23 protein-coding genes and 1 rRNA gene are annotated in these 25,937 nt (G+C 74.7%); 6 read left to right on the top strand and 18 right to left on the bottom strand.

The annotated features are described in order from the left end of the window. Positions 1 to 18: 18 nt before the first annotated feature. Positions 19 to 813: a PspA/IM30 family protein gene (locus ACI8AB_RS22160; protein WP_456951910.1), complete on the bottom strand. Its 795-nt coding sequence runs from the start codon at positions 811 to 813 to the stop codon at positions 19 to 21. A 195-nt stretch (positions 814 to 1,008) separates the two neighbouring features. On the opposite strand from ACI8AB_RS22160, the gene ACI8AB_RS22165 reads away from it, so the two are divergent. Then, positions 1,009 to 2,019 carry a PfkB family carbohydrate kinase gene (locus ACI8AB_RS22165; RefSeq protein WP_456951911.1) on the top strand — a complete coding sequence of 337 codons (1,011 nt, stop codon included), beginning with the start codon at positions 1,009 to 1,011 and terminating at the stop codon, positions 2,017 to 2,019. Between the two features lie 6 nt (positions 2,020 to 2,025). Here the strand turns inward: ACI8AB_RS22165 and ACI8AB_RS22170 are convergent, their stop codons facing one another. The 10 genes from ACI8AB_RS22170 to ACI8AB_RS22215 form a co-directional block, all read right to left on the bottom strand. Further along, positions 2,026 to 3,645, bottom strand: coding sequence for a glycoside hydrolase family 13 protein (locus ACI8AB_RS22170; protein WP_456951912.1), 1,620 nt, complete (start codon positions 3,643 to 3,645; stop codon positions 2,026 to 2,028). A 20-nt stretch (positions 3,646 to 3,665) separates the two neighbouring features. Beyond that, complete coding sequence (locus tag ACI8AB_RS22175; protein ID WP_456951913.1) at positions 3,666 to 4,988, bottom strand: ABC transporter ATP-binding protein; 1,323 nt, start codon at positions 4,986 to 4,988, stop codon at positions 3,666 to 3,668. A gap of 48 nt (positions 4,989 to 5,036) precedes the next feature. After that, complete coding sequence (locus ACI8AB_RS22180) at positions 5,037 to 5,870, bottom strand: carbohydrate ABC transporter permease (RefSeq protein WP_456951914.1); 834 nt, start codon at positions 5,868 to 5,870, stop codon at positions 5,037 to 5,039. Beyond that, a complete protein-coding gene (locus tag ACI8AB_RS22185; RefSeq protein WP_456951915.1) occupies positions 5,870 to 6,832 on the bottom strand; it encodes a carbohydrate ABC transporter permease in 963 nt (320 codons plus the stop codon). Before ACI8AB_RS22185 ends, ACI8AB_RS22180 begins: the two co-directional genes overlap by 1 nt. Beyond that, positions 6,829 to 8,082, bottom strand: coding sequence for an extracellular solute-binding protein (locus ACI8AB_RS22190; RefSeq protein WP_456951916.1), 1,254 nt, complete (start codon positions 8,080 to 8,082; stop codon positions 6,829 to 6,831). Before ACI8AB_RS22190 ends, ACI8AB_RS22185 begins: the two co-directional genes overlap by 4 nt. Before the next feature lie 225 nt (positions 8,083 to 8,307). Then, positions 8,308 to 9,537: a DUF4032 domain-containing protein gene (locus ACI8AB_RS22195; RefSeq protein WP_387993725.1), complete on the bottom strand. Its 1,230-nt coding sequence runs from the start codon at positions 9,535 to 9,537 to the stop codon at positions 8,308 to 8,310. Between the two features lie 129 nt (positions 9,538 to 9,666). After that, entirely contained in the window at positions 9,667 to 10,074 is a 408-nt protein-coding gene (locus tag ACI8AB_RS22200; protein WP_456951917.1) for a helix-turn-helix domain-containing protein, read from the bottom strand. Positions 10,075 to 10,222: 148 nt separating this feature from the next. Continuing rightward, positions 10,223 to 10,885 carry a CDP-diacylglycerol--glycerol-3-phosphate 3-phosphatidyltransferase gene (gene pgsA / locus ACI8AB_RS22205; protein WP_456951918.1) on the bottom strand — a complete coding sequence of 221 codons (663 nt, stop codon included), beginning with the start codon at positions 10,883 to 10,885 and terminating at the stop codon, positions 10,223 to 10,225. A gap of 7 nt (positions 10,886 to 10,892) precedes the next feature. Next, on the bottom strand, positions 10,893 to 12,329 hold the full coding sequence (locus tag ACI8AB_RS22210; RefSeq protein WP_456951919.1) for a MiaB/RimO family radical SAM methylthiotransferase: 1,437 nt from the start codon (positions 12,327 to 12,329) through the stop codon (positions 10,893 to 10,895). A gap of 100 nt (positions 12,330 to 12,429) precedes the next feature. Beyond that, positions 12,430 to 14,982 carry a DNA translocase FtsK gene (locus ACI8AB_RS22215; protein ID WP_456951920.1) on the bottom strand — a complete coding sequence of 851 codons (2,553 nt, stop codon included), beginning with the start codon at positions 14,980 to 14,982 and terminating at the stop codon, positions 12,430 to 12,432. Positions 14,983 to 15,055: 73 nt separating this feature from the next. On the opposite strand from ACI8AB_RS22215, the gene ACI8AB_RS22220 reads away from it, so the two are divergent. Genes ACI8AB_RS22220 through ACI8AB_RS22230 form a run of 3 tightly spaced genes read left to right on the top strand, consistent with a single transcriptional unit; the run spans position 15,056 to position 18,262 of the window. Beyond that, the gene (locus ACI8AB_RS22220) at positions 15,056 to 16,996 is read left to right on the top strand and encodes a dipeptidyl-peptidase 5 (protein WP_456951921.1); all 1,941 of its coding nucleotides are present in this window, start codon (positions 15,056 to 15,058) and stop codon (positions 16,994 to 16,996) included. Positions 16,997 to 17,054: 58 nt separating this feature from the next. After that, positions 17,055 to 17,582, top strand: coding sequence for a sigma-70 family RNA polymerase sigma factor (locus ACI8AB_RS22225; RefSeq protein ID WP_387994262.1), 528 nt, complete (start codon positions 17,055 to 17,057; stop codon positions 17,580 to 17,582). Continuing rightward, entirely contained in the window at positions 17,579 to 18,262 is a 684-nt protein-coding gene (locus ACI8AB_RS22230) for a zf-HC2 domain-containing protein (RefSeq protein ID WP_456951922.1), read from the top strand. Before ACI8AB_RS22225 ends, ACI8AB_RS22230 begins: the two co-directional genes overlap by 4 nt. A gap of 45 nt (positions 18,263 to 18,307) precedes the next feature. On the opposite strand, the gene ACI8AB_RS22235 is transcribed toward ACI8AB_RS22230, so the two are convergent. The 6 genes from ACI8AB_RS22235 to ACI8AB_RS22260 all read right to left on the bottom strand — a co-directional run bounded on the left by ACI8AB_RS22235 (position 18,308) and on the right by ACI8AB_RS22260 (position 24,468). Next, a complete protein-coding gene (locus ACI8AB_RS22235; RefSeq protein WP_456951923.1) occupies positions 18,308 to 19,138 on the bottom strand; it encodes a right-handed parallel beta-helix repeat-containing protein in 831 nt (276 codons plus the stop codon). A 90-nt stretch (positions 19,139 to 19,228) separates the two neighbouring features. Then, positions 19,229 to 20,935 carry a ribonuclease J gene (locus ACI8AB_RS22240; RefSeq protein ID WP_456951924.1) on the bottom strand — a complete coding sequence of 569 codons (1,707 nt, stop codon included), beginning with the start codon at positions 20,933 to 20,935 and terminating at the stop codon, positions 19,229 to 19,231. A 25-nt stretch (positions 20,936 to 20,960) separates the two neighbouring features. Continuing rightward, positions 20,961 to 21,857, bottom strand: coding sequence for a 4-hydroxy-tetrahydrodipicolinate synthase (dapA, locus tag ACI8AB_RS22245; RefSeq protein WP_456951925.1), 897 nt, complete (start codon positions 21,855 to 21,857; stop codon positions 20,961 to 20,963). 10 nt (positions 21,858 to 21,867) lie between these two features. Beyond that, complete coding sequence (locus ACI8AB_RS22250; protein ID WP_387994247.1) at positions 21,868 to 22,389, bottom strand: dihydrofolate reductase; 522 nt, start codon at positions 22,387 to 22,389, stop codon at positions 21,868 to 21,870. Between the two features lie 22 nt (positions 22,390 to 22,411). Further along, positions 22,412 to 23,224, bottom strand: coding sequence for a thymidylate synthase (locus ACI8AB_RS22255; RefSeq protein ID WP_456951926.1), 813 nt, complete (start codon positions 23,222 to 23,224; stop codon positions 22,412 to 22,414). A gap of 11 nt (positions 23,225 to 23,235) precedes the next feature. Next, positions 23,236 to 24,468, bottom strand: coding sequence for a winged helix-turn-helix domain-containing protein (locus ACI8AB_RS22260; RefSeq protein WP_456951927.1), 1,233 nt, complete (start codon positions 24,466 to 24,468; stop codon positions 23,236 to 23,238). A gap of 65 nt (positions 24,469 to 24,533) precedes the next feature. Here ACI8AB_RS22260 and ACI8AB_RS22265 point away from each other — a divergent pair, with 65 nt between their 5' ends. Together ACI8AB_RS22265 and ACI8AB_RS22270 are read left to right on the top strand one after the other, a co-directional pair. Next, a complete protein-coding gene (locus ACI8AB_RS22265) occupies positions 24,534 to 25,118 on the top strand; it encodes an N-acetyltransferase family protein (RefSeq protein WP_456951928.1) in 585 nt (194 codons plus the stop codon). Next, entirely contained in the window at positions 25,115 to 25,783 is a 669-nt protein-coding gene (locus ACI8AB_RS22270) for a DUF2461 domain-containing protein (RefSeq protein WP_456951929.1), read from the top strand. The genes ACI8AB_RS22265 and ACI8AB_RS22270 overlap by 4 nt, the downstream gene beginning before the upstream one ends. 77 nt (positions 25,784 to 25,860) lie before the next feature. Here ACI8AB_RS22270 and rrf read toward each other — a convergent pair. Next, a 5S ribosomal RNA gene (gene rrf / locus ACI8AB_RS22275) occupies positions 25,861 to 25,937 on the bottom strand; the annotation flags it as partial.

Consider the following 25,937-nt stretch of genomic DNA (forward strand, 5'->3'; position numbering starts at 1 on the left):
GTGGGCGGCCTGCTCGGTCTACTCGAACGACGGCGACGCCGTCCCCGGGCCGATCGCCCCGGCCGCTCCGGTGCCGCCCTCGACGGCGGCCGGCCCGCCCATCGCCGCGCGGATCTGCTCCAGCCGGGAGGCGCCGGCGACGTCGAGGGTCGCCTTCTGCACCTCGAGCATGCGGCCCTCGACGGAGGTCTGCGCGAGCTCGGCCTGGCCGAGCGCGTTGGCGTAGCGGGCCTCGATCTTGTCGCGGACCTCGGCCAGGCTCGGGGTGTTGCCCGGCGCGGACAGCTCGTTCACCTGGCGCATCGAGGCGGCCACGTGCTCCTGCATCTTGGCCTGCTCGAGCTGGCTCATGAGCTTGGTGCGCTCGGCCAGCGTCGTCTGCAGCCGCATGCGGCTCTGCTCGACCGCGCCGCGCGCCTGCTCGGCGGCCTGCAGCGCCTCGTCGTGGCTGCGCTTGAGGTCCTCCATCGCCTGCTCCGCGGCGACCAGCTGGGTGGCGAACGCCTGCGCGGCCTGCTCGTACTCGGCGGCCTTGGCCGCGTCCCCGCGCCCGAGGGACTGGTCGGCCAGCACCAGCGCCTGGCGGGCCGAGGCCTGCAGCTTCTCCACCTCGCCGAGCTGCCGGTTCAGCCGCATCTCGAGCTGCCGCTGGTTGCCGAGGACGGCGGCGGCCTGGTTGGCCAGCGCCTGGTGCCGCTGCTGCTCGGCCTCGATCGCCTGCTGGATCTGGATCTTCGGGTCCGCCCGCTGGTCGATCTGCGCGTTGGCCGACGCGGTCAGGTACCGCCAGAGCTTGACGATCGGGTTGGGCATGGTGGGCTCCTCCTGCTCCGGCGCGGTCCCGCGCCGCCTCCTGGCTCCCGCACCGCCGCGGTGCCACGGCGGTCCTCCCCGTCATCGTCCCAGCAGGACCGGTGTCCCGGCCAACAGGGACGTCCCCGGTCGCGGCCGGCGTCCCCCGTCCGGGGATCCCCGGAGGACCGGGCCGGACCGGGCTAGGGTCGGCCGATGGACAGCGCCGTCCCCACCCTCACCGTCCTCGGCGAGCTCGTCGTCGACCTGCTGCCGGTCCCGGACGCCGACGCCGGTCCCGAGGGCACCGCGCCGCAGTACGTGGCGCGGCCGGGGGGCAACGCGCTCAACGTGGCCGTCGCCGCGGGGCGGCTGGGCGCCCCGGTGGCGCTGCTGGCCCGCCTCGGCACCGGCCCGCTGGCCCCGGCGCTGCGGCGCCACGCGGAGCTGTCCGGCGTCGACACCCGCGGCATGGTGCCCGCGACCGAGCCGGTGAGCCTCGCCGTCGTCGGGCTCGGTCCGGACGGGTCCGCCGACTACGGCTTCCACGTGCAGGGCGCCGCCGACTGGCAGTGGACCGACGAGGAGCTGGCCGCCGTCGTCCCGGAGGCGACGGCGGTGCTGCACGTCGGCTCCATCTCGAGCTGGACCCCGCCCGGGTGCGACGCGATCGCCCGGCTGGCCGAGCGGCTCACCGGCCGCGCGCTGGTCAGCGTCGACCCCAACCTGCGCCCGATGCTGGCCGGCGGGCGGGTCGGCGCCACGCTGGGCAACGACCCCGGCACCGTCCGGGCCCGGCTCGACCGGCTGGTCGCCGTCGCCGACCTGGTCAAGGTCAGCGCCGAGGACCTCGGCTGGCTGGAGCCCGACGCCACCGCCGACCTCGACGCCACCGCGCAGCGCTGGGCCGGCCGCGGGCCGGCGCTGGTGCTGCTCACCGACGGCGGGGCGCCGCTGCGGATCGCCCGCCCGGGCCGGCCGCTGCTGCACCGGGAGCCGCCGCGGGTGACCGTCGCCGACACCGTCGGCGCCGGGGACACCCTCGCGGCCGGGTTCTTCGCCGGCCTGCTGGCCACCGGGGTCACCTCGCGCGCGGCGCTGGAGGCGCTGTCCGACGACGACCTGCTGCGCCTGGTCGACGACGCCGCGCTGGCCGCCGCGCTCACCTGCACGCGGGTCGGCGCGGACCCGCCCACCGCCGCCGAGCTGGCCGCCGCCCGCGGCTGACGCCCCCTATCCCGGCGTCAGCCAGGCGGCGGTGTCGGGCGGCAGGTCGCCGCCGGCTCCGGCGCTGGTGAGCAGCACCCGCCCGAGCCCGGGCAGCGGGACCGGCTCCGCGGACAGGTTGACCACGCAGCGCAGCGCCGGCCCGCGGTCGAAGGCCAGGACGTCGGCGCCGAGGTCCAGCCAGGTCAGCGGCTCCTCGGCCAGGAGCTCGCGGCGCAGCCGCAGGGCCGCCCGGTACAGCGAGAGCGTGGACGACGGGTCGTCCCGCTGGGCCTCGACGGTGAGGCCCCGCCACGACGCGGGCTGGGGCAGCCACGGGGCGACGCCCACGGGTGCGAAGCCGAAGGGCGGCCGGTCCCCCGACCACGGCAGGGGCACCCGGCAGCCGTCCCGGCCGCGCGCGGTGCGCCCCGACCGCTCCCAGGTGGGGTCCTGCAGCGTGTCCTCGGGCAGGTCCTCGACCTCGGGGAGGCCGAGTTCCTCCCCCTGGTACAGGTACGCACCGCCGGGCAGGGCGAGCGTCAGCAGCGCCGCGGCGCGCGCCCGCCGCAGCCCCAGCGCGAGGTCCGCGGGCCCGGCCGCGTCGAAGCCCATGACGGCGGCGCCGCTGTGCGCCCGGCCGAAGCGGGTGACGTGCCGGGTCTCGTCGTGGCTGGACAGCACCCAGGTGGCGGGGGCGCCGACCGGCGTGAGCGCCGCGAGGGTGCCGTCGACCACCGCGCGCAGGGCCGCGGCGTCCCACGGCGCCCTGAGGTAGTCGAAGTTGAAGGTGGTGTGCAGCTCGTCCGGGCGCACGTAGCGGGCCAGCCGCTCGGGCCCGTTGACCACGGCCTCGGAGACGAACAGCCGGTCGCCGTCGTAGGTGTCGCCGATGCGCCGCCAGCGGCGGAAGACCTCGTGCACCTCGTCGACGTCCCAGTGCGGGTTGTCCACCCACTCGGTGCTGGCGAAGACCGCGCCGGGGCCGTGCCCGGCGTCGGGCAGGCCGGGCACCTTGGCCATCGCCGGCGCCGCGTCGACGCGGATCCCGTCCACCCCGCGGTCGAGCCAGAACCGCACGATGCCGTCGAACTCCTCCTGCACGTCCGGCGACGTCCAGTCCAGGTCGGGCTGCTCGGGGGCGAACAGGTGCAGGTACCACTGGCCGTCGGGGACCCGGGTCCACGCCGGCCCGCCGAACGCGCTGATCCAGTCGTTGGGTGGTTCCGTGCCGCCCGCGCGACCGTCCCGGAAGAAGTAGCGCGCCCGCTCCGGCGCCGCCGGTCCCCCGGCGAGGGCGGCCCGGAACCACGGGTGCTCGGCCGAGGTGTGGTTGGCGACCAGGTCGACGACGACGCGCAGCCCCAGCGCGTGCGCGTCACCCAGCAGCGCGTCGACGTCGGCCAGGGTGCCGAAACGCGGGTCGACGTCACGGTAGTCCGCGACGTCGTACCCGCCGTCGGCCATGGGAGAGGGGTACCAGGGGGTGACCCACAGGGCGTCGACGCCGAGGTCGGCCAGGTACGGAAGCCGACCGCGCAGGCCGGGCACGTCGCCCAGCCCGTCCCCGGTCCCGTCCGCGAAGCTGCGCAGGTAGACCTCGTAGACCACCGCCGTCCGCCACCACGGGCGGCGGCGGCGGTCCACGAGGAGGGTCCGGTCCCCCCTCAGGCGCCGGCCCGGTGGGCCCCGGACGACCCGGAGGTCCCGGACGGCCCGGTGGTCCCGGCGATGACACTGGAGCCGACGGTCTGCCCGGTGGCCTGCGCGTCCTGCACCTGCTCGACCCTGTCCTCCTCGGCGAGCTGGGTGAGCCGGGCGCCGGCCTCGGCGTCGCGGGTCAGGTTCTCACCGGTCTGCGGGTCGAAGACGTGGATCTTCCGGCTGTCGAGCCAGAACTCCGCCTCGCGGCCCTCGCGGATGCGGCTGGTCGCGTCGATCGACACGATCGCCTGGGTGCGCAGCTCCTCGGAGTCCAGCTCCCGGGACAGGTCGCGCAACTGGCTGGTGATCGCCTCCGGCGCCTCGTAGGGGATGTAGGCGTACTGCGAGTCACCCAGCCACTCGGTCACGTCGACGCGGGCGCGGAAGATCGACCCGAGCGGCCGCTTGGCCTCGTCGACCAGCGAGGCGTCCTCGAAGTACTCCGGCCGGATGCCGACCAGCAGCAGGTCGCGCCCCCGCACGGCGGCGACACGCCGCTCGTCGAGCTCCACCCGCCCGAACGGCGTCTGCAGGGCGTTGCCCTCCAGCGTCGCCGGGAGGAAGTTCATCGGCGGGGAGCCGATGAAGCCCGCGACGAAGAGGTTGACCGGCTGCTCGTAGAGCTCCCGCGGCGAGGCGACCTGCTGGATCTTCCCCTTGCGCAGGACGCAGACCCGGTCGCCGAGGGTCATCGCCTCGGTCTGGTCGTGGGTGACGTAGACGGTCGTGATGCCCAGCCGGCGCTGCAGCCGGCTGATCTCGGTGCGCATCTGGCCGCGCAGCTTGGCGTCGAGGTTGGACAGCGGCTCGTCGAAGAGGAACGCCTCGGCCTGGCGCACGATGGCCCGCCCCATCGCGACGCGCTGCCGCTGACCACCGGAGAGGTTCGCCGGCTTGCGCTCGAGGTGCTCCTTGAGCTCGAGCACGTCGGAGGCCTCGTTCACCCGGCGGCGGACCTCGTCGTCGGGCGTCTTGGACAGCCGCAGCGGGAAGGCGATGTTCTCGAACACCGTCATGTGCGGGTACAGCGCGTAGTTCTGGAAGACCATCGACAGGTTGCGCTCGCGCGGCGCCAGCTCGTTGACGCGCTTGCCGCCGATGATCATGTCGCCGCTGGTGATGTCCTCGAGCCCGACGATCATCCGCAGCAGCGTCGACTTCCCGCAGCCGGACGGGCCGACCAGGATCATGAACTCGCCGTCGGCGATGTCCAGGCTGACGTCGTTCACGGCCGGGTAGCCGTCCCCGTACTGCTTGACGATGTTCTTCATCTCGATGGAGGCCATCAGATCTCGTCCCCTCGATGGGTCGGCGGGATGGGGGGCACGGCCGGGTCAGCCCTTGACCGCGCCGTTGGTGAGACCGGCGACGATGCGCCGCTGGAAGAGGAGCACCAGGACGACGACGGGGATGGTGACGATCACCGCCGCGGCGGCGATGGCGCCCGTGGGGTCCTGGAACTGGGTCGCGCCGGAGAACAGGCCGAGCGCGGCCGGGACGGGGCGGGCGGCGTTCGTCGAGGTGAGCGAGATGCCGTACGCGAAGTCGTTCCAGGCGATGAAGAAGGCGATGATCGCCGTGGTGAACACCCCGGGTGCGGCCAGCGGGACGATCACCTTGCGGAACGCCTGCCAGGTGGTCGCGCCGTCGACCTGGGCCGCCTGCTCCATCTCCCAGGGGATCTCCCGGAAGAACGCCGACATGGTCCAGATGGAGATCGGCAGGGTCAGCGACAGGTAGGGGATGATCAGGCCCGGCCAGGTGTCGTACAGCCCGATCTGCCGCCACAGGTTGAACAGCGGCGTGACGATCGAGATGACCGGGAAGATGGCCACCGCGAGCGCGGTGCCGAGGATCAGCCTCTTCCCGGGGAAGTCCAGCCGGGCGATCGCGTACGCGGCGAACATCGACAGGATGCACGAGATGAACGTCGCGATCAGGCAGATCCCGAAGCTGTTGCGCAGTGCCGGCAGGAACAGGTCACTCCCCGAGCCGGTGAGGATCGTCGAGTAGTTCTCCCACGTCCAGGCCGACGGCAGGAACGACTTGTTGGCGATGTCCGCCGTGGTCTTGAACGACAGCGAGACGATCCAGGCGATCGGGAACAGGCAGTAGATGACGATCAGGGCGCCGCCGATCCACCACCAGGTCTTCTCCTTGGTCGACATCAGCGCTCCCCTCGTGCCTGGGCCAGGTCGACCCGGAATCCCTTGATGAAGCTGAAGGCGATGAGCACCACCGACAGGAACAGCAGCACGGAGACGGCCGAGCCGAGGCCGATCTCCACCCGGGAGATCGTCTGCCGGTAGGCGAGGAACGAGACCGACTCGGTGTTGTTCGCGCCGGCGGTCATGATGAAGATGCTGTCGAAGATCCGGAACGCGTCCAGGGTCCGGAACAGCAGCGCCACCATGATGGCGGCCTTCATGTTGGGGATGGTGACCCGCCACATCCGCTGCCACCAGGTGGCGCCGTCGACCTTGGCCGCCTCCTGCAGCACCTCCGGGACCTGGGCCAGGCCCGCCAGGAGCAGCAGCGAGATGAACGGCGTCGTCTTCCAGATCTCGGCCAGGCAGATCACGAACAGCGAGGTGCCCTGGCCGCCGAACCAGTCGGTGGTGTCGCTGACGCCCGGCAGCCAGGCGAACCAGCTGTTGACGAAGCCGGTGTTGATCCGGAAGGCGAACGCCCAGGCGTAGGCCGACACGACCGTGATCACCGCGTAGGGGATCAGGATGGCGGCCCGGACCAGCGGGCGGATCGAGCTGAGGGCCTTGGCCATCACCAGGGCCAGGGCGAAGCCGAGCACCAGCTCGACGGCCACCGTGACCACCGTGATGATCACGGTGACGAGGATGGACTGCCACCACACGCCGTCGGTGAGGATCACCCAGTAGTTGCTGAGACCGGTGAACGACCGGTTCTCGGGGTCGGTGAGCCGGTAGTTGAACAGCGAGTAGTAGACCGCCTGGACGATCGGGTAGGCGGTCACCAGCAACATGACCACGAAGGCCGGGCCGGCCAGCATCCAGCCGAGCTTGCGCTCGGCCCGGGACCGGTCGCTGATCGTGCCGCGGGGCGCCGAGACGGGCTGGGTCTTCTCGACCGGCGGCAGCGTCGTCTGACTCATAGCAGCTGCTCCCCTGACAGGATGGCCTGGGTGAGGGTCTCCGTGCGCTCACCGGTCTGGTCGTCGACCGAGCCCGGTGGGTGGAACTCGCGGAGGAAGGACCCCAGGACCTCGCTGTAGTAGGCCGTGAGCGGGCGGGACGCCGCCAGCTCGAAGGACTCGCGGAGGGTCTCGGACATCGGGTAGGCCTCCTGCACCTCGGGGTCGTCGTAGACCGCGATCGACGACGCCGGGTTGCCGTTGGTCACCATGTACTCGGCCTGGTTCTCGTCCTGGACGATGCAGGTGACCGCGTCGTAGGCGAGGTCGGGGTACCGGCTGAACGCCGACACGCCGATGTCGATCCCGCCGAGGGGGGGTGCGCTCGGCGTGCCCTCGTCGACGGCGGGGTACAGCGCCCAGCCGTAGTCGTCGGGCACCGACTGGTCCAGCGTCCCGGCCTCGACCTTGCTGAGGGCCTGGGCGTAGACGAACGGCCAGTTGACCATGAAGCCGGCGTCCTCGCCCTCGAAGTCGCTCGCGTTGGTGTCCTCGTTGGACGTGGTGAACCCGGGGGCCACCGCGGAGGAGTTGGCGACGGCGGCCATCACCTCGGCGGCGCGGTCGGCCTCGGGGGTGGAGAGGCCGAACTGGATGTCCTCCGGGCCCTCCCCGCTCTCCACGATGTACTGGCCGCCGGCGGACTCCAGGAGCGCGTTGAACCACACCATCAGGGACTCCGACCGCCGGCCCTGGGCGCCGAGCAGCTTGTCCTGGCCCTCCGCGGCCTCGATCAGCTGGTCCCAGGTCACCGGCTGGGTCATGTCGAGACCCGCGGCCTCGGCCACCGACTTCCGGTACCAGAGGATCTGGGTGTTGGACCAGAAGGGGACCGCGACGAGCTCGCCGTCCCAGGTGGCGGAGTCCAGCGCGCCCTGGAACACGCCCTCGCTGACCTCCTGCGCGACGTCCTCCGGGACGGGGGCGAGGAAGCCCGCCTGGGCGAACTCCGGCGGGAAGATGACGTCGAGGCTCATGAGGTCGATCGACTGGTCCTCGGCCGCCAGCCGGCGGACCAGCTGCTCGCGCTGGGGGGGCGAGTCACGGGGGAGCTGGGACACCTCGATCGTGTAGGCCCCGTTCGACTCCTCGGAGCAGCGCTCGGCGATCGTCGCCTGGCCGCCCGAGTCGGGGTTGATGTACCAGGTCAGGGTCGGGGTCGCACTGTCTCCCCCGCCGCCACCGCAGGCGGCCAGCGTGGACGCGACCACGGCGGCGGTGGCCGCGCTGCCCAGTGCACGGCGCCGTCTGCGCCGGCTCCGGGGTGGCCGGTCCGCTCCGGTCTCCGGGATCTGTCCTCCTGCGATGGACAAGACTCATCGCCTCCGTTTCGGCGAGCACCGACGATCACCGCGTGCTCGTACCGTGGCCCTGATCACAGGAGCGCGCAACCCGGCCGTTAACCGGCCGTGACCTGCAGGAGGGGCGGGGTCCGCTCAGGTCCGGCGGGCGATGACCGACGGCGTGGTGATCTCCTCGGGGGTCCGGGAGAGGACGTTGTCGATGTAGGACCGCGTGGCCTTCGTCGCCCCGACGTCGCGGCCGGCCTGCTCGGACAGGAACCACCGGTGCTCGAGCACCTCGTGGAACACCTCGGCAGGCGCCAGGCGCCCGGCGAGCTCCTTCGGGACCGCGTCGACGACCGGCTGGTACACCTCGGTCAGCCAGCGGGTGCTGGCCTCGGCCTGCGGCACCGGCCGGCCCGTCCTCTGCTCGAGGTAGGCGCGGTAGGAGCGCAGGTCGTTGAGCAGCCGGCGGGCCTGGTTCTCCTGCACCTCCAGGCCGGTGAGCCGGAACAGCTCCCGCCGGTGCTGGCCCGGGGAGGAGACCCGCGTCTCGACCCGGAGCCGGGCGCCCTCGTCGGAGGTGACGAGCTCGACCTCGCCGACGTCGAACCCGAGGTCGTTGAGCCGTCGCAGCCGCTCGGCCACCCGGTAGCGCTGCTCGTCGGGGTGGAAGACCTCCTCGCGCGTGACCTCGTCCCACAGCCGTTCGTAGCGGAGGGGCAGGCTCTCGGCCACCTCGATGGGGTCCACGCCCTCGGGCAGGAGCTCGCCGAACTGCAGGTCCAGCAGCTCCGCGCCGACCCGCTCGCGCGCGAGGTCGAGGTCGTAGTGGCGCTGGCCGCGGGACAGCTGCGGGTGCCGCTCGGCGGTCTCGGCGTCGACCAGGTGCGCGGCCAGCGCCCCGGCGTCCAGCCGGAACAGGGTGTTGGACAGCGAGCAGTCACCCCAGAAGACGCCGGCCAGGTGCAGCCGCACGAGCAGCACCACCATGGTGTCCATGAGCTGGTCCACCGACTGCCGGGCGCTGGGCCGCGAGAACAGGTAGCGGTAGGACATCGAGTACTCGAGGTACCGGGTCACCAGGATCGCGTCCTGGCCGCCGGGCCGGTCCACGCAGACGCCGAGCACCGAGACCGCCGGCAGGCCCTCCTCCTCGAACTCGCCGAGCAGCGCGTACTCGTGCCGCGCCAGCGGCTCGGCGATCTCCTTGAGGGCGAAGACCTGCCCCTGCTCGGCGACGAAGCGGACGACGTGCCGGGAGATGCCGCGCTGCGGGACCTCGAGCAGCAGGTCCGGGTCCCACTCCTCCAGCGGCTGGTGCCAGGGCAGGGAGAGCAGCCGGGCACCCTCGGTCCCCGGTGGCCGGAACAGGTACCGCACGGCGACCTCCGTCTGTGCCCGGAGCAGCCCACCGCCCGGCGGTGGGCGGTCCCCCGTGGTCACCCTGCCACGCCCGGCGGCGCGACGCCCGGCACCACGGCGGGGCGGCTCTCCCCCCGCCGTGGGCGGCTACGCGGCGAGCGAGACGGCCCGCAGCCCGGCGCGGGCCGGCGCCCCGGCGCCGACCAGCGCGAGCGCGGGCTCGGCGGCGGGCGCGGCCTCGGCGGCGGGCGCCGACGTGGCGGCCGGCTCGTCCGCGGCCTCCTCGGCGGGGGCGGTGGGCGCCAGCGGGCGGACGCGGGTGTCGGCACCCCGCAGGCCGGAGCTGACCTCGGCGAGCAGGTCGGCGAGCTCGACGTCGAGGGCGTCGCAGATGGAGGCGAGCAGCTCGGAGGAGGCCTCCTTCTGCCCGCGCTCCACCTCGGAGAGGTAGCCCAGGCTCACCCGGGCGGCACCGGAGACGTCGCGCAGCGTGCGCCGCTGCTGCAGCCGGTGACCGCGCAGGGTCCGCCCGAGCTGGGTGCGCAGCAGCGTCATGGCCGTCTCCTGTCTGGCAGAGGGAAGAGCGGCGGCACCCCCGGGTGCCGTGCGCCCACGGTACGCGGCCCGCCCACCCGGGACCGAGCCGGCGCGGACGCGTCCGCTCATGGCGTAACACCGCAGGCGGGCGCGGCCTTCCCGGCGACTACGCCGCGGTGTCGGTGACCGAGCCGGTGGGCCCGGCGGCACGCCGCGCGGCGGCGGCGCGCCCGGCCCGCGCACTGGAGCGGCGCAGGGTGAGCGCCCGGTAGACGTAGTCGAGGCCCGTGACCAGCGTGAGCGCGACCGCGGCCGCCATGACCCACCAGCGGGCGCTGGCCAGCGCCCCGGTCAGCGGCAGCGTGTACAGCCCGATGGCCAGGGCCTGGACGACGGTCTTGGCCTTGCCGCCGCGGCTGGCGGCGATGACGCCGTGCCGGATGACCCAGAACCGCAGCAGGGTCACGCCGACCTCGCGGACGAGGATGGTCAGCGTCACCCACCAGGGCAGCAGCCCGAGCACCGACAGCCCGACCAGCGCGGTCCCGGTGAGCGCCTTGTCCGCGATCGGGTCGGCGAGCTTGCCGAACTCGGTCACCTGGCCGGTGCGGCGCGCGATGAGCCCGTCGTAGCGGTCGGTGATGATCGCCAGCGCGAAGAACACCGTCGCCCACACGCGGCGGTCGTCGTCCATGCCGCCGTCGGACAGCAGCAGGACGGCGAACACCGGCACCAGGGCCAGCCGGAGGACGGTGAGCGCGTTCGGCAGGTTGACCAGCCTGGCCGACTGCGGCGGGGTCGCCGCCGGGTCCGGCAGGACGGCGCTCACCGCGCGGTCACCGCCCGGCCGGGAGGGCGGCGGGCTCGAGGGCGGCCGCGACCAGGTCGACGCCCTCGGTGCCGACCACCTCGGCCGTGAGCAGCTGCCCGGGCCGGGCGTCGGCGGGGACGCGGGTCACCGTGGTCGTGCCGTCGGCGTCGGGGTCCTGGTGCGCGGCGTGGCCGGCCCAGACGCCCGGCCCCTCCTCCGCGGACAGGTCCTCGGTGAGCAGCACCTCGGCGCGCTCGCCGACGCGGTCCTCGGCGCGCTGGGCGGTGAGCTCCTCGACCAGGTCGGTGATCCGCCGGACGCGGGCGTCGATCTCGGCCCGGCCGAGCTTGCCCGGCAGGCCGATCGCCTCGGTGCCCTCCTCGTCGGAGTAGCCGAAGACCCCGACGGCGTCGAGGCGGCCCTCGGTGAGGAAGCGCTCGAGCTCGGCGACGTCGTCCTCGGTCTCCCCCGGGAAGCCGAGGATGACGTTGGTGCGGAACCCGGCCGTGGGCGCCAGCGACCGGGCGCGCTCGATCAGGGCGAGGAAGTCGTCGGTGCCGCCGAACCGGCGCATCCGGCGCAGCAGGCCGGGCGAGGAGTGCTGGAACGACAGGTCGAAGTAGGGCGCGACGCCGTCGGTCGCGGCGATGACCTCGAGCAGGCCCGGGCGCAGCTCGGCCGGCTGCAGGTAGGCCACCCGCACCCGCGCGATCCCCTCGACCGCGGCCAGCTGCGGCAGCAGCCGCTCCAGCGAGCGCAGGTCGCCGAGGTCCTTGCCGTAGGAGGTGGAGTTCTCGCTGACCAGCACCAGCTCGGTCACGCCCTGCTCGGCCAGCCAGCGGGCCTCGCCGAGGACCTCGGCCGGGGGCCGGGAGACGAACGAGCCGCGGAAGGTCGGGATGGCGCAGAAGGCGCACCGCCGGTCGCAGCCGGAGGCGAGCTTGAGCGCGGCGGAGGGGCCGGAGGCCAGCCGGCGGCGCTGCACCCAGCCGTGGCCGGGGATGGCCGGGGCCTCCGCGGAGGCGGCCGCGGCGGTGCGGGCGACCGGGCTGATCGGCAGGAGCGTGCGGCGGTCGCGCGGCGCGTGCGGGACCAGCGGCCGGCCGGCGAGGACGTCGTCGAGCCGGTCGCCGATCGCGGCGTAGTCGTCGAAGCCGAGGACGGTGGCCTCGGGCAGCGCCTCGGCCAGCTCGGAGCCGTAGCGCTCGGCCATGCACCCGACGGCGACCACCTCGGCGCCGCTGTCGGTGGCCGCGAGGACGGCGTCGACCGAGTCCTTCTTCGCCGACTCGATGAACCCGCAGGTGTTGACCAGGACGGCGTCGGCGCCCTCGGGGTCCTCGACCAGTCGGTAGCCGTCGGCGGCCAGGCGGCCGGCCAGCTCCTCCGAGTCGACCTCGTTGCGGGCGCAGCCGAGGGTCACCACCGCCACCGTGCGGGCAGGGCTGGGCGGAGCTGTCACCGGCCCATCGTAGTCGAAGGAACGTCCTGGCCCCCACGGCTCACGGGGACGCCGCGGGCCCCCGCAGGAGGGCCGCCGCACGCCGCCTCGGCCGCGGCGCTCACGCCTCCGTGGGCAGGGTCCCGCCACGCAGTGTGAACAGGACCGACTCGAGCTCGTCGGGCTTGACCAGCACGTCGCGGGCCTTGGAGCCTTCGGACGGGCCGACGACGCCCCGGGTCTCCATGAGGTCCATGAGCCGGCCGGCCTTGGCGAAGCCGACCCGCAGCTTGCGCTGCAGCATCGACGTCGAGCCGAACTGGCTCGTGACGACGAGGTCGACCGCCTGGCACAGGAGGTCCAGGTCCCCGCCGATGTCCTCGTCGATCTCCTTCTTCTCGCCCTGCGCGGCGCTGAAGACCTCCTCGCGGTACTCCGGCTCGGCCTGGCGCTTGGTGAACTCGACGACCGCCTCGATCTCGGCGTCGGACACGTAGGCGCCCTGCACGCGGATCGGCTTGCCGGCGCCGATCGGCAGGAACAGGGCGTCGCCCATGCCGATCAGCTTCTCCGCGCCGGGCTGGTCGAGGATGACCCGGCTGTCGGTGAGGCTGGAGGTGGAGAACGCCAGCCGCGAGGGCACGTTGGCCTTGATGAGGCCGGTGACGACGTCGACGGACGGCCGCTGGGTGGCGAGCAGGAGGTGGATGCCGGCCGCGCGCGCCTTCTGGGTGATGCGGACGATCGACTCCTCGACGTCGCGCGGGGCGACCATCATGAGGTCGGCGAGCTCGTCGACGATCGCGAGGATGTAGGGGTAGGGCCGGTAGACCCGCTCGCTGCCCGGCGGCGCCACGATCTCGCCGCGCTCGACCTTGCGGTTGAAGTCGTCGATGTGCCGGACGCCGGACGCCCGCATGTCCTGGTAGCGCTGCTCCATCTCCTCGACCAGCCAGGCCAGCGCGGTGGCCGCCTTCTTCGGGTCGGTGATGATCGGCGTGATCAGGTGCGGGATGCCGTCGTAGGGCGTGAGCTCGACCATCTTCGGGTCGACCAGGATCATCCGCAGCTGGTCGGGCGTGGCCCGCAGCAGCAGCGACACCAGCACCGAGTTGACGCAGCTGGACTTGCCGGAGCCGGTGGCGCCGGCGACCAGCAGGTGCGGCATCTTCGCGAGGTTGGCGCAGACGAAGCCGCCCTCGATGTCCTTGCCCAGGCCCACGAGCATCGGGTGCGGGTCCTGCTTGGCCACGTTCGAGCGCATGACGTCGCCGAGGCTGACGGTCTCGCGGTCGGTGTTGGGCACCTCGACGCCGACCGCGGACTTGCCCGGGATCGGGGCGAGGATGCGGATGTTGTCGTTGGCGACCGCGTACGCGAGGTTCTTGGTCAGCGCGGTGATCTTCTCGACCTTGACCGCGGGGCCGAGCTCGATCTCGTAGCGGGTGACCGTCGGGCCGCGGGTGAAGCTGGTGACGGCGGCGTCGACGTTGAACTGCTCGAGGACGCCGGTGATCGCCTCGATGGCGGCGTCGTTGGCCTGGGAGCGGGCCCGCGGCGGCGTGCCCGGGCGCAGCGAGTTGATCGAGGGCAGCACGTAGTCGCCCTCGACCGGCTCGATGACCAGCTGCTGGGGCTCCTCGACCGGCGGGAGCTCCTCCGGCGGCGCCGTCCGGTCGACGACGGCGGGCCGCCGGCCCGCGGCGGGCGCCGGCTCGGGGGCGGGCTCGTGCCGGACGGCCTCCCGCACGTCCGCGGTCGGCACGTGGTCGATCGGGCCCGTGGTGAGGTCGGGCGAGTCGCCCTCGGCGAGCGCCTCGGCCAGCGCCGCGCGCTTGGAGCGGCGCGGTCTGACCGGCTCGGCCGGCTCCTCCTCGGCCCAGTCCTCGTCGTAGCCGTCCTCGTCCCACTCCTCGTCGCCGCCCCGGCCGACGAGCTCGCGCAGCCGCTCGGGCACCTGGTGCAGCGGGGTCCCGGTGAGCACCAGGAGCGCGAAGACGGCGAGCAGGGAGAGCAGGACGACGGCGACGACGGCGCCGAGGCCCGCGGTCAGCGGCGTCCCGACCGCCCAGCCGACCAGGCCGCCCGAGCCGGGCTCGCCGGCCATCGGGTCGGCGGGGGTGCCGACGACGGACGCGATGCCGAGCACCGCGAGCGTGGCGCACACCCAGCCGATGGCCAGCCGGCCGCGGGCCTCCGGACGCGGGGCGCGGCGCAGCAGCCGCAGCGCGACGAGGAACAGCAGCGCCGGCAGCACCACGAGCAGGGAGCCGACGATCCAGCGGACGCCGTCGGCGAGGCCGGCGCCCACGGGGCCGATGCCGTCGAACCACGCGGCGGCGCCGAGGACGACGGCGAGCCCGAGGACGGCGAGGCCGGCCCCGTCGCGGCGGTGCTCGGGGGCCAGCGGCTCGGCCTCCTCCGGGCGGGCGATCGAGCGGGCCAGCCCACCGGCGCCGCGGGCGAGCAGGGACCAGGCACCCGCGGCCGCCCGGAACGCGCCCGCCGCCGCGCCCGGCCCCTGCTTGGGGGCGGGTCTGCGGGCGGGCGGCTTGCGGTTGCCGTTGCGGGCGGGCGTGCGCGAGGCCGGCCGCTTGCCGGAGGCCGTCGACCCGGACCGGCCCTTCGGGGCCGAGCCGGCCGGCCGGCGCGAGGGCGTGGTGCGGGCAGGCATGTGTCGACGGTAGCCGCCGGCCGGCGTCCTCCCAGGAAGGCGCGTGCTCGTGTCCCCGGCCTACGGTCGCTGCATGCCGACCTCCTCCCCCGTCCCGTACGGCAGCTGGCCGACCCCGGTCACCTCGGCACTCGTCGTCCGCGCGGCGGCGCGCCTCGGCGAGGTCGCCGTCGACGGCGGCGACGTCTGGTGGTCCGAGTCACGCCCCGGCGAGGGCGGCCGGTCGGCGCTGGTCCGGCGCTCGGCCGACGGCACCACGACCGACGCCCTCCCCTCCCCCTGGAACGCCCGCACCCGGGTGCACGAGTACGGCGGGGCGGCGTGGACGGTCGCCGGCGGCACGCTGTGGTTCACCCACTTCGACGACCAGCGGCTGTACCGGCTGTCCCCCGGCGACGACGGCCCGGTCGCCGTCACGCCCGAGCCGGACCTGCCGGCCGGGGTGCGGTACGCCGACCTGACCCCGGACGCCGGTGGCGCGCTGCTCGCCGTCCGCGAGACGCACGCCGCCTCCGGCACCGCGTCCGACGTCGTCGACGAGGTGGTGCGGCTGGCGCCGGACGGCACCGCCGAGGTGCTGGTCGGCGGGCCGGACTTCGTCTCCGACCCCCGGCCCGGCCCGGACGGGCAGCTGGCCTGGCTGCAGTGGGACCACCCGGACATGCCCTGGGACGCCGCGCAGCTGGTCGTCCGCGCCGCCGACGGCACCGAGACCGTGGTCGCGGGCGGCCCGGGCGAGTCGGCGGTGCAGCCCACCTGGGCCGACGACGGCACCCTGTGGTTCTGCTGCGACCGGACCGACGTGTGGTCGCTGTGGCGGTGGCGGCCGGGCGGCGGGGCGGAGCTGGTCCTCGACACCGGCACCGAGATCGCCGGGCCGCAGTGGGTCTTCGGCGCCCGCCGGTTCGTCCTGCTGCCCGGCGGCCGGGTGGTCGCCGCGGCCGGCGGCGAGGGCGGGGACCGGCTGGTCGTCGTCGAGGCCGACGGGACCACGCGGGAGGTGCCGCTGCCCGGGTGGACCGCCCTGCGGTACCTCACCGCGCACGGCGACGGCGTCGTCTGCGTGGCCGGCAGCCCGGCGAGCGAGCCGGTCGTGCTGCGCGCGGACCTCTCCGGGCGCAGCGAGGTGCTGCGCCCGGCGCGCGACCTCGGGCTGGACCCGGCGTGGTTCTCCGCGCCGGAGCACCTGACCTTCCCGACCGAGGAGCGCGGCACCGGCATCGCCGAGGCGCACGCCGCGGTCTACCCGCCGGAGAACCCGGAGGCCCGCGCGCCCGAGGGGGACCTGCCGCCGCTGATCGTGATGGTGCACGGCGGGCCGACGTCGGCCCACCCGCGCGTGCTGGACCTGGAGATCCAGTACTTCACCTCGCGCGGCTTCTGCGTCGCGCACGTCGACTACCGCGGCTCCACCGGCTACGGCCGCCGCTACCGCGACGCGCTGCAGGGCCGGTGGGGCGTCGTCGACCTCGACGACGTCGTCGCCTGCGCGCAGCACCTCGCCGACGCCGGCCGGGTGGACCCCGCCCGCATGGCCATCCGCGGCGGCTCGGCCGGCGGCTACACGACGCTGGCCGCGCTCACCCTGCGGCCGGGCGTCTTCACCGCCGGCGCCAGCCACTTCGGCGTGGCCGACCTGGGCGCCCTGGCCTCGGACACGCACAAGTTCGAGTCCCGCTACCTCGACGGGCTGGTCGCGCCGTGGCCCGAGGGCGCCGACGTGTACGCCGAGCGCTCGCCGATCACGCAGGTCGACGCGCTGGACACCCCGCTGGCGGTGTTCCAGGGCGCCGAGGACCGCGTCGTCCCGCCGGAGCAGGCCGAGGTGATGGTCGCGGCGCTGCGGGAGAAGGGCGTGCCGCACGCCTACCTGCTGTTCGACGGCGAGCAGCACGGCTTCCGGCGTGCGGAGAACATCCGCGCCGCCCTCGACGGGGAGCTGTCCTTCTACGCGCAGGTCTGGGGCTTCACGCTGCCGGAGGAGGGGATCGCGCCGGTGACCGTCGTCCGGTGAACCGCCGCGGCCCGGCGTGCGTACGTCCTCGGGACGGGGGACCCGGGAGGAGGCGCGGATGGCCAGGCGGGCACCGGCGGCACCGCTGGACGTGCGGGCGGCCTACGCCGCCCACGGCGCCGAGCTCTACCGCTTCGCGCTGCGCCAGCTCGGCGACGGCGGCGCGGCGCAGGACGTCGTCCAGGAGGTGTTCCTCCGCGCCTGGCGCGCCTCCGGCTCGTTCGACCCGCAGCTGGCGAGCCTGCGCACGTGGCTGTTCGCCATCGCCCGCAACGTGGTGGTCGACGAGGCCCGCCGGTTCGCCGTCCGGCCGTGGCAGCGGCAGCTGACCGACGACGCGGCGTCCGACGCGCCGCCCGTGGCTGCCGCCGACGAGGCGCTGGTGGACGCCTGGGTGGTCGAGGAGGCGCTGCGCCGGATCAGCGAGGAGCACCGGACGGCGATCGTGCAGACGCACCTGCGCGGCCGGCCGCACGCAGAGGTGGCCGCTGAGCTCGGCGTGCCGGTCGGGACGGTCCGCAGCCGGGTGTTCTACGGGCTCAAGGCCTTGCGCCTGGCCCTCGACGAGATGGGGGTCGAGCCGTGAGCGGTCCGCGCGGGGACGAGCACCGGGAGCTGCGCGAGCTGCTCGGCGCCTACGCGCTGGGTGCCCTCGGGCCGGCCGAGCGTGACCGCGTGCGCGCCCACCTCGACGGATGTCCCGGCTGCCGCGCCGAGCTCGCCGAGATCGAGCCGCTGGCCGCGCGGCTGGCCCGCGTCGACCCCGACGCGCTCGACGCCACCCCCACTCCCCCGCCGGACCTCGGCGCCCGCGTGCTCGGCCGGATCGCCGAGGAGGAACGGCGGCGGGTGCTCCCGCTGCGGCGGGCGGGGACGCGCCGACGGGTGCTGGCGGCCACGGCGGTGGCCGGGGTGGCCGCGGCCGGTGGCGCCGTCGGCTGGCTGGTGCGGCCGGTGCCCGACCCGCCCCCGCTCGAGCCGGTCGCGGTCCAGGCCGTGGCTCCCGGCGTGCAGGCGCGCGCGGACCTGGTGCCGCACACCTGGGGCGTGGAGGTGAAACTGACCGGTACCGGGTTCGAGGACGGCGAGGTCTACCGCGTCGCGGTCACCGACGACGCCGGGCGCGAGGTGCCCGCAGGGGAGTTCCTCGGCGTCGGCGGAGTCGAGCTGCGCTGCAACCTCAACTCCTCGGTGCTGCGCGCCGACGCCGTCGGCTTCGAGGTGGTCGACGCCGACGGCGACGTGGTGGTCCGCTCCGACTTCTGAGGGAGAGGGGGCGCCGACCCCCGTGCCCGACGCCCCCTCCCCGGATCAGGCCTCGCCGGGGACGGTGCGCCCGTCGACGGTGAAGCCGGTGCCGGCGCCGTCCTGGAACACGTCCGGGCCGGTGGGCGCGGTGTTGGCGCGGATGGTCGTGTGGGTGACGGTCATGGTCCCGGCCGCGGAGTTCCACAGCCCCCCGCCCTCGGTCGCGGCGGTGTTGCCGGTGACCGTGCTGCGGTCGACGTGCACGGTGCCGGCGCCGGTCAGGTGCAGGCCGCCGCCGTTGCCCGGGCCCGCGCCCGTGGTGTTGTGCGACAGCGTCGAGCGGGTGACGGTCGTCGCCGACCCGGCGACCGCCTCGATGCCGCCGCCGGCGCGGGCGGCGGTGTTGCCGGTGACGGTGCTGCGGTCGAGGACGAGGGTCCCGGCGTTGAGGACGCCGCCGCCGGAGGCGCCGCCGGAGGCGCCCGGCGCGCCGGGGGCCACGCCGCCCGTGACGGTGGTGCCCCGCAGCGTCAGCGAGCCGCCGGGCCGGACGTCGAACACCCGGTCCAGGCCGGCTGCGTCGACGGTGGCACCGCGCCCCTCGACGACGAGCCGGCCGGTGACGTCGAGGTCGCCGGCGGCCGCGGTGTCGTCCTGGCCGGACAGCGCGAGGCGGTACGTGCGGTCGGACAGCACGATCGTGCCCGAGCCGGCGGCGTTGGCCGCCTGCACCGCGGCGCGCAGGGAGCCGGGGCTCCCGTCGGCGGTGGTCGTGACGCCGCTCCCGCCGGAGGAGCCCGGGCCGCCGGCCGCGGCCGGGGTCGCGGTGAGCAGCAGCAGGGCGAACGCCGACGCGCCGGCCGCGGTGCCGGCGCGCAGGGTCGTGGGTCGCATGGCAGTCCCCTCGGTCCGCGGCGCCCGCCAGCCGGGCGCCGCTCACGAGGGGGTACGGCCGCGGCCGCCGCCCCGTTCAGACCGCCGGGATCACACCTCGAGGACGGTCGGGATGATCATCGGGCGGCGGCGGTGGGTGTCGGACACCCACTTGCCGACCGTCCGGCGGATCGTCTGCGACAGCCGGTGGGCGTCGCGCTGACCGTCGGCGAGGTCCCGCTTGAGGTTGTCCTCGACCAGGTGCAGCACCTCGTCGAAGGCACTCGGGTCGTCGGAGAAGCCGCGGGTGGACAGGTGCACCGGCCGGACGATCGTGCCCGTCGAGGGCTCGATCACCACGGTGAGCGCCACGAAGCCCTCGTCGCCGAGGATGCGCCGCTCCTGCAGCGACTCCTCGCCGACGTCGCCCACGTTGAGCCCGTCGACGTAGACGTTGCCCACCGGCACCGACCCGGTGATCGACGCCTTGCCGTCGACCAGGTCCACCACCACGCCGTCCTCGGCGAGCAGGACCCGGTCGGCGGTCATGCCGGTCTCCTCGGCCAGCGCGGCGTGCGCCCGCAGGTGCCGCCACTCCCCGTGCACCGGCATGAGGTAACGCGGCTTGGCGACGTTGAGCAGCGTCCGCAGCTCGCCGGCGGGGGCGTGCCCGGAGACGTGCACGCGGGCGGTCTCCTTGTGCACGACGGTGGCGCCGAGCCGGGCCAGCCCGTTGATGACCTTGTAGACGGCGGTCTCGTTGCCGGGCACCAGCGAGGAGGCGAGCACGATGGTGTCGCCGGCCTCGATGGTGACCTGGTGGTGCTCGCCGCGGGCCATGCGCCCGAGCGCGGACAGCGGCTCGCCCTGCGAGCCGGTGCTGATGAGCACCACCTGCTCCGGCGGCATGCTCGTCGCCTCGTCCAGGCTCACCATCAGCCCCGGCGCGACCCGCAGCAGGCCGTGGTCCCGGGCGACGCCCATGTTGCGGACCATCGAGCGGCCGACCAGGGCGACCTTGCGGCCGTGCATCTCGGCGGCGTCGAGCACCTGCTGGATGCGGTGCACGTGGCTGGCGAAGCTGGAGACGATCAGCCGCTGGGTGGCGCGGCGGAAGACGTCCTCGAGCACCGGCCCGATCGACCGCTCGGGGGTGACGAACCCGGGGATCTCGGCGTTGGTGGAGTCGGCCAGCAGCAGGTCGATGCCCTCGAGGCCCAGCCGGGCGAAGGCGCCGAGGTCGGTGAGGACGCCGTCGAGCGGGAGCTGGTCCATCTTGAAGTCGCCGGTGTGCACCAGCACGCCCGCGGGCGTGTGCACGGCGACGGCCAGCGCGTCGGGGATCGAGTGGTTCACCGCGATGAACTCGCAGTGGAACGGCCCGGCGACGTGGTCGTCGCCCGCCGCGACCTCGACGAGGGTCGGCACCAGCCGGTGCTCGCGCAGCTTGGCCGCCACCAGGGCGAGGGTGAACCGCGAGCCGACCAGCGGGATGTCCCCGCGCAGCCGCAGCAGGTAGGGGATCGCGCCGATGTGGTCCTCGTGCCCGTGGGTGAGGACGACGGCGACGACGTCGTCGAGGCGGTGCTCGATGACCCCGAAGTCGGGGAGGATCAGGTCGACGCCGGGCTGCTCGGCCTCGGGGAAGAGCACCCCGCAGTCGATGACCAGCAGCTTCCCGTCGAACTCGACCACGGCCATGTTGCGGCCGATCTCGCCGAGCCCGCCCAGCGCGATGACCCGCAGGCCGCCGGCGGGCAGCGGGGGCGGCGTCTTGAGGTCCAGGTGCGGCTGACCGGCGGTGCCGGCGGTGCTCACGGTCACGGGGTGGCGCTCACAGGGCTCACAGGGGGATGCCTCCGTCGGCGAGGTCGGCGCGCAGCTGCGCGATCTGCTCGGGCGTGGCGTCGACGAGCGGGGGGCGCACGGGGCCGGCGGGCAGCCCCAGCTCGCGCAGCGCCGCCTTCACCATGATGACGCCCTGGGTGCGGAAGATGCCGGTGTACAGCGGCAGCAGGGTCTCGTTGACCTCGCGCGCCTTGGCCAGGTCGCCGGACTCGACCGCGGCGATCAGCTCCGCGAGGCGGGGGCCGGCCAGGTGGCCGACGACGCTCACCACGCCGACGGCGCCGAGGGCCAGCATCGGCAGGTTGACCATGTCCTCGCCGCAGTAGTAGGCGAGGTCGGTGCGGGCCAGCGTCCAGGCGAGCGCGCCGAAGTCGCCCTTGGCGTCCTTCACCGCGACGATGCGCGGGTGCTCGGCGGCGCGGACCAGCGTCTCCACCTCGATCGGCACGACCGAGCGCGGCGGGATGTCGTAGAGCATCACCGGCAGGTCGGTGGAGTCGGCGACCGCGGTGAAGTGGCGCAGCAGCCCGGCCTGCGGCGGCTTGTTGTAGTACGGGGTGACGACGAGCAGGCCGTCGGCGCCCAGCCGCTCGGCCCGGCGCGCGTTGTCGATGGTGTGCGCGGTGTCGTTGGTGCCGACGCCCGCGACCACGGAGGCGCGGTCGCCCACCGCGTCGATGACCGCCTCGAGGACGGCGTGCTGCTCACCGTCGCTGAGCGTGGGAGCCTCCCCGGTGGTGCCGAGGACGACGAGGCCGTCGTGGGCCTGCCGGTCGACCAGGTGCGCGGCCAGCTCCTGGGCCCCGGCGAGGTCGATCGAGCCGTCCTCCGCGAGCGGGGTGACCATCGCCGTGACGACGCGTCCGAACGGCCGGGCGGGGTCGGTGGTCATGCGGAGGAATCTACCGACCGGCCGCGGGCGTCCCGGTCCCGGCAGCGTCCCGGCGGAACTCGGAGACGGCGTACCGCAGGCCCGTCGCCGAGGTGGCCCACCCCTCCTCCGGCGTGCGGGACACGCGCCGCCAGCCGTCGTCGAGGACGGGGGCGCGGGTGTCGCCGTCGACGGCCAGGTCGACGTCCGTGACGACCAGCCGGTGCGCGTGCGGGAGGAACGCCGCGTAGACGGCCGCGCCGCCGATCACCCAGCAGTCCGGGTGCGCGGCCAGCACGCCGGCGACCGAGCCGGCCCGCTGCGCGCCGTCGGCGGTCCAGTCCGGGTCGGTGGTGAGGACGACGTTGACCCGGCCCGGCAGCGGCCGGGTGCGCGCGGGCAGCGACTCCCAGGTGCGCCGCCCCATGACGACGGTGCCGCCGCCGGTGAGGCGCTTGAACAGCCGCAGGTCCTCGGGCAGGTGCCAGGGCAGGGTGCCACCGGCGCCGATGACGCGGCCGTGGGCCTGCGCCCAGATGCAGGCTATGCCCATCGGCGCCGAGTCCTGCGCACGGTCACACGGCCACGGCGGCGCGGATGGCCGGGTGCGGGTCGTAGCCGTGCAGGGTGAACGACTCGAAGGTGTGGTCGAACAGCGACGGCGCCGGGGCGATCTCCAGCGTCGGGAACGGCCGTGCCTCGCGGGAGAGCTGCTCGCGGACCTGCTCGACGTGGTTGCTGTAGACGTGGCAGTCGCCGCCGACCCAGATGAACTCGCCCGGCTCCAACCCGACCTGCGCGGCGACCATGCGGGTCAGCAGCGCGTAGCTGGCGATGTTGAACGGGACGCCGAGGAACATGTCGGCGCTGCGCTGGTAGAGCTGGCAGGACAGCCGGCCGTCGTGGACGGCGAACTGGAACAGCGCGTGGCAGGGGGCCAGCGCCATCTCCGGCAGCGCGGCGACGTTCCACGCCGACACGACCATGCGCCGGGAGTCGGGGTCCTTGCGGAGCGTGTCGAGGACGCCCTGGATCTGGTCGACCGTGCCGCCGTCGGGGGTGGGCCAGGAGCGCCACTGGACGCCGTAGACCGGACCGAGGTCGCCGTCCGCGTCGGCCCACTCGTCCCAGATGGTGACGCCGTGCTCCTGCAACCAGCGGACGTTGCCGTCGCCGCGCAGGAACCACAGCAGCTCGACCGCCACCGACCGGAAGTGCACCTTCTTCGTCGTGACCAGCGGGAACGACGTCGACAGGTCGTAGCGCAGCCGCTCGCCGAAGGTGCTGACCGTGCCGGTCCCGGTGCGGTCGGACTTCGGCGTGCCGGTCTCGAGGATCCGCCGCAGGAGGTCCTCGTACTGCGTGTCCACCGGTCCGTTGCTCACCACGGGCGTCGAGCCTAGGCGACCACGGTGCGCGGGGCGGGCAGCGCGGAGGTGAGGTCGGCCGCGAGGTCCCCGCGGTCGGCCACGGCGACGTCGTCGAGCTCCAGCCAGTCCGCCATCAGCCGCAGCTCCTCCGCCAGCGCGGCGGCGACCTCCGCGCGGTCGACGCCGTCCTCGGCGTGGGTGGCCTGCGCCCGCAGGACGCCGGCCTGGCGGTCGGCCTTGAGGTCGACCCGCGCCACCAGGCGGTCCCCGAGCAGGAACGGCAGGACGTAGTAGCCGTGCACCCGCTGCGCGGCGGGCGTGTAGATCTCCAGCCGGTAGCGGAAGCCGAAGATGCGCTCGACCCGCGGCCGCTCCCACACCAGCGAGTCGAACGGCGACAGCAGCGCGCGGGCGCGGATCCACCGCGGCCGGCGGGCGGCCGGGTCCAGCCAGGCGGGCGCGCCCCACCCGGCCACCTCGACCGGCAGCAGCTCCCCCGCGTCGGCGAGCTCGGCGATCGCCTGCCGCGCCTGCGCCGGCTTCAGCCGGAAGTAGTCGCGCAGGTCCCGCTCGGTGGCCACACCGAGCGCGCGGGCGGCGGTGCGCACCAGCTCGCGGACGGCGTCGGCGGGGTCCGGCGTCGGCGTCTGCAGGACGGCGGCGGGCAGGACCCGCTCGGTGAGGTCGTAGACCCGCTCGAACGACGTCGTGCGCGCCCGCGCCGTGAGCACGCCGGTGTAGAAGAGCCACTCGAGGGCGACCTTGCCGGCGTGCCAGTTCCACATCTGCCCGGGCCGGTCCGGGCGGGGCTCGTCGAGGTCGCTGGCCTTGGTGGGACCGCCGTCCCGCACCCGGTCGAGCACCTCGGCCACGTAGCCGGGCCGCTCGCGCTGGATGCGCACCATCGAGCCCCAGGCGTGCTCCTCGGCGGCGGCCATGCGCCAGCGCAGGTAGGGGTGCAGCCGGACCGGGAGGAAGGACGCCTCGTGCGCCCAGAACTCGAACAGCTCGTGCCGGCGGGCGGTGAAGTCGTCGAGGACCGCCCGGCGGTAGGCGCCCAGCCGGCTGAACGCCGGCAGGTAGTGCGACCGGGACAGCACGTTGACCGAGTCGATCTGCACGACGCCGAGCCGGTCGACCATCCGCCGCAACTGCCGGCTGTCGACCACCCCGGTGGGACGCGGGTCGGCGAAGCCCTGCGCGGCCAGCGCGATGCGCCGGGCGAGGGCGGCGGGCAGCCGGTCGGCGACGGAGGCGGGCACGCCGCCGATCCTGCCGTGCACCGGTGACGGTCCGCCGCCGAGCTCCCCGACCTAGGCTGCCCGGCGTGGACCCCCGCCCGGCCTTCCCGCGCCTGACCGGCACCGCGGACGTGTCCGTGCGCCCCGCCGTCGCCGCGGACGCCGCCGAGGTGGCGCGCGTGCAGGGCGAGACCTGGCGCACCGCCTACGCCGACGTCCTGCCCCCTGCCGCGCTCGAGGGCTGGGACGCCGCGGCCGCCGAGGCGGCCTGGCGCGCGGCGATCACCGCCCCGCCCACCGCGGCTCACGGGGTGCTGGTCGCCCTCGACGACGGCCGGGTGGTCGGGTTCGCCGCGTTCGGTCCCGCCGAACTGTCCGACGGCGAGCAGCCGCACCCGGCCGGTCCGACGACCGAGCTCGCGGTCCTCCTGGTGGAGCCGCGGTGGGGACGGCGTGGGCACGGGAGCCGGCTGCTCGCCGCGGTCGCCGACCTGGCCGCCGGCACCGGTGCGGCGCGGCTGACCGCCTGGGTGCCCGAGGGCGACCGGGTCACGGCCGGCTTCCTCGAGTCGGCCGGGTGGGACCGGGACGGCCGGGCCCGCACCCTCGACGCCGCCGGGGTCCCGCTGCGCGAGGTCCGCTGGCACACCCTCCTGGGAGGAGACGCATGACGTTCCAGGGCTTCCCCGACGAGGGCCTGGTGTTCTACGAGGGCCTGGAGGCGGACAACTCCAAGACCTACTGGACGCGGCACCGCGCCGTGTACGACACCTGCGTCAAGGCTCCCATGCAGGCCCTCGTCGACGAGCTGGCCGCCGAGTTCGGCCCGGCGAAGCTCTTCCGCCCCTACCGGGACGTCCGCTTCAGCAACGACAAGACGCCGTACAAGACGCACCAGGGCGCCGTCGCCAACCCGGAGGGCCGCGGCGCGGGCGCCTGGTACGTCGAGATCTCCGCCGAGGGCCTGCGGGTGGCCGGCGGTGCGTGGCGGCTGGAGTCCGACCAGGTCGAGCGCTACCGCCGGGCCGTCGCGGACGACGTCCAGGGCCGACGGCTCCGTGACGAGGTGGGTCGCCTGGCCGCGGCCGGCTGGTCCGTCGACGGCGACCGGCTCACCCGGGTGCCCAGGGGCTACGACCTGGGCGGCGACGACGCCCGCGCGGACCTGCTGCGGCACCGGTCCCTGCACGCCGGCCGGCTCTTCGACCTCGCCGAGTGGCTGCACGGGCGTGAGGCCCTCGAGCAGGTCCGCAACGCCTGGCGGGACCTGGTGGCTCTCAACGCCTGGCTGGCGGACAACGTCGGCGCGACGACGAAGGAGATCCGTCGGCGCTGATCGGCCGTCCGTTGCCGTTCTGACGAGATGCCGAAAGGGCCCCCACCGGGTGGTGGGGGCCCTTTCGGTGAAGAGTTGTCCGGCGGCGTCCTACTCTCCCACCCCGTCTCCGGGGCAGTACCATCGGCGCTGAGAGGCTTAGCTTCCGGGTTCG

The organism is Geodermatophilus sp. SYSU D00698, assembly GCF_054050335.1.

Coding starts and splice junctions, on each gene's coding strand:
- ACI8AB_RS22175 (WP_456951913.1), bottom strand. CDS start 4,988: ATGGCCTCCATCGAGATGAAGAACATCGTCAAGCAGTACGGGGACGGC.
- ACI8AB_RS22165 (WP_456951911.1), top strand. CDS start 1,009: ATGGACAGCGCCGTCCCCACCCTCACCGTCCTCGGCGAGCTCGTCGTC.
- ACI8AB_RS22180 (WP_456951914.1), bottom strand. CDS start 5,870: ATGTCGACCAAGGAGAAGACCTGGTGGTGGATCGGCGGCGCCCTGATC.
- ACI8AB_RS22270 (WP_456951929.1), top strand. CDS start 25,115: ATGACGTTCCAGGGCTTCCCCGACGAGGGCCTGGTGTTCTACGAGGGC.
- ACI8AB_RS22200 (WP_456951917.1), bottom strand. CDS start 10,074: ATGACGCTGCTGCGCACCCAGCTCGGGCGGACCCTGCGCGGTCACCGG.
- ACI8AB_RS22185 (WP_456951915.1), bottom strand. CDS start 6,832: ATGAGTCAGACGACGCTGCCGCCGGTCGAGAAGACCCAGCCCGTCTCG.
- ACI8AB_RS22235 (WP_456951923.1), bottom strand. CDS start 19,138: ATGCGACCCACGACCCTGCGCGCCGGCACCGCGGCCGGCGCGTCGGCG.
- ACI8AB_RS22250 (WP_387994247.1), bottom strand. CDS start 22,389: ATGGGCATAGCCTGCATCTGGGCGCAGGCCCACGGCCGCGTCATCGGC.
- ACI8AB_RS22215 (WP_456951920.1), bottom strand. CDS start 14,982: ATGCCTGCCCGCACCACGCCCTCGCGCCGGCCGGCCGGCTCGGCCCCG.
- ACI8AB_RS22225 (WP_387994262.1), top strand. CDS start 17,055: ATGGCCAGGCGGGCACCGGCGGCACCGCTGGACGTGCGGGCGGCCTAC.
- dapA (WP_456951925.1), bottom strand. CDS start 21,857: ATGACCACCGACCCCGCCCGGCCGTTCGGACGCGTCGTCACGGCGATG.
- ACI8AB_RS22220 (WP_456951921.1), top strand. CDS start 15,056: ATGCCGACCTCCTCCCCCGTCCCGTACGGCAGCTGGCCGACCCCGGTC.
- ACI8AB_RS22160 (WP_456951910.1), bottom strand. CDS start 813: ATGCCCAACCCGATCGTCAAGCTCTGGCGGTACCTGACCGCGTCGGCC.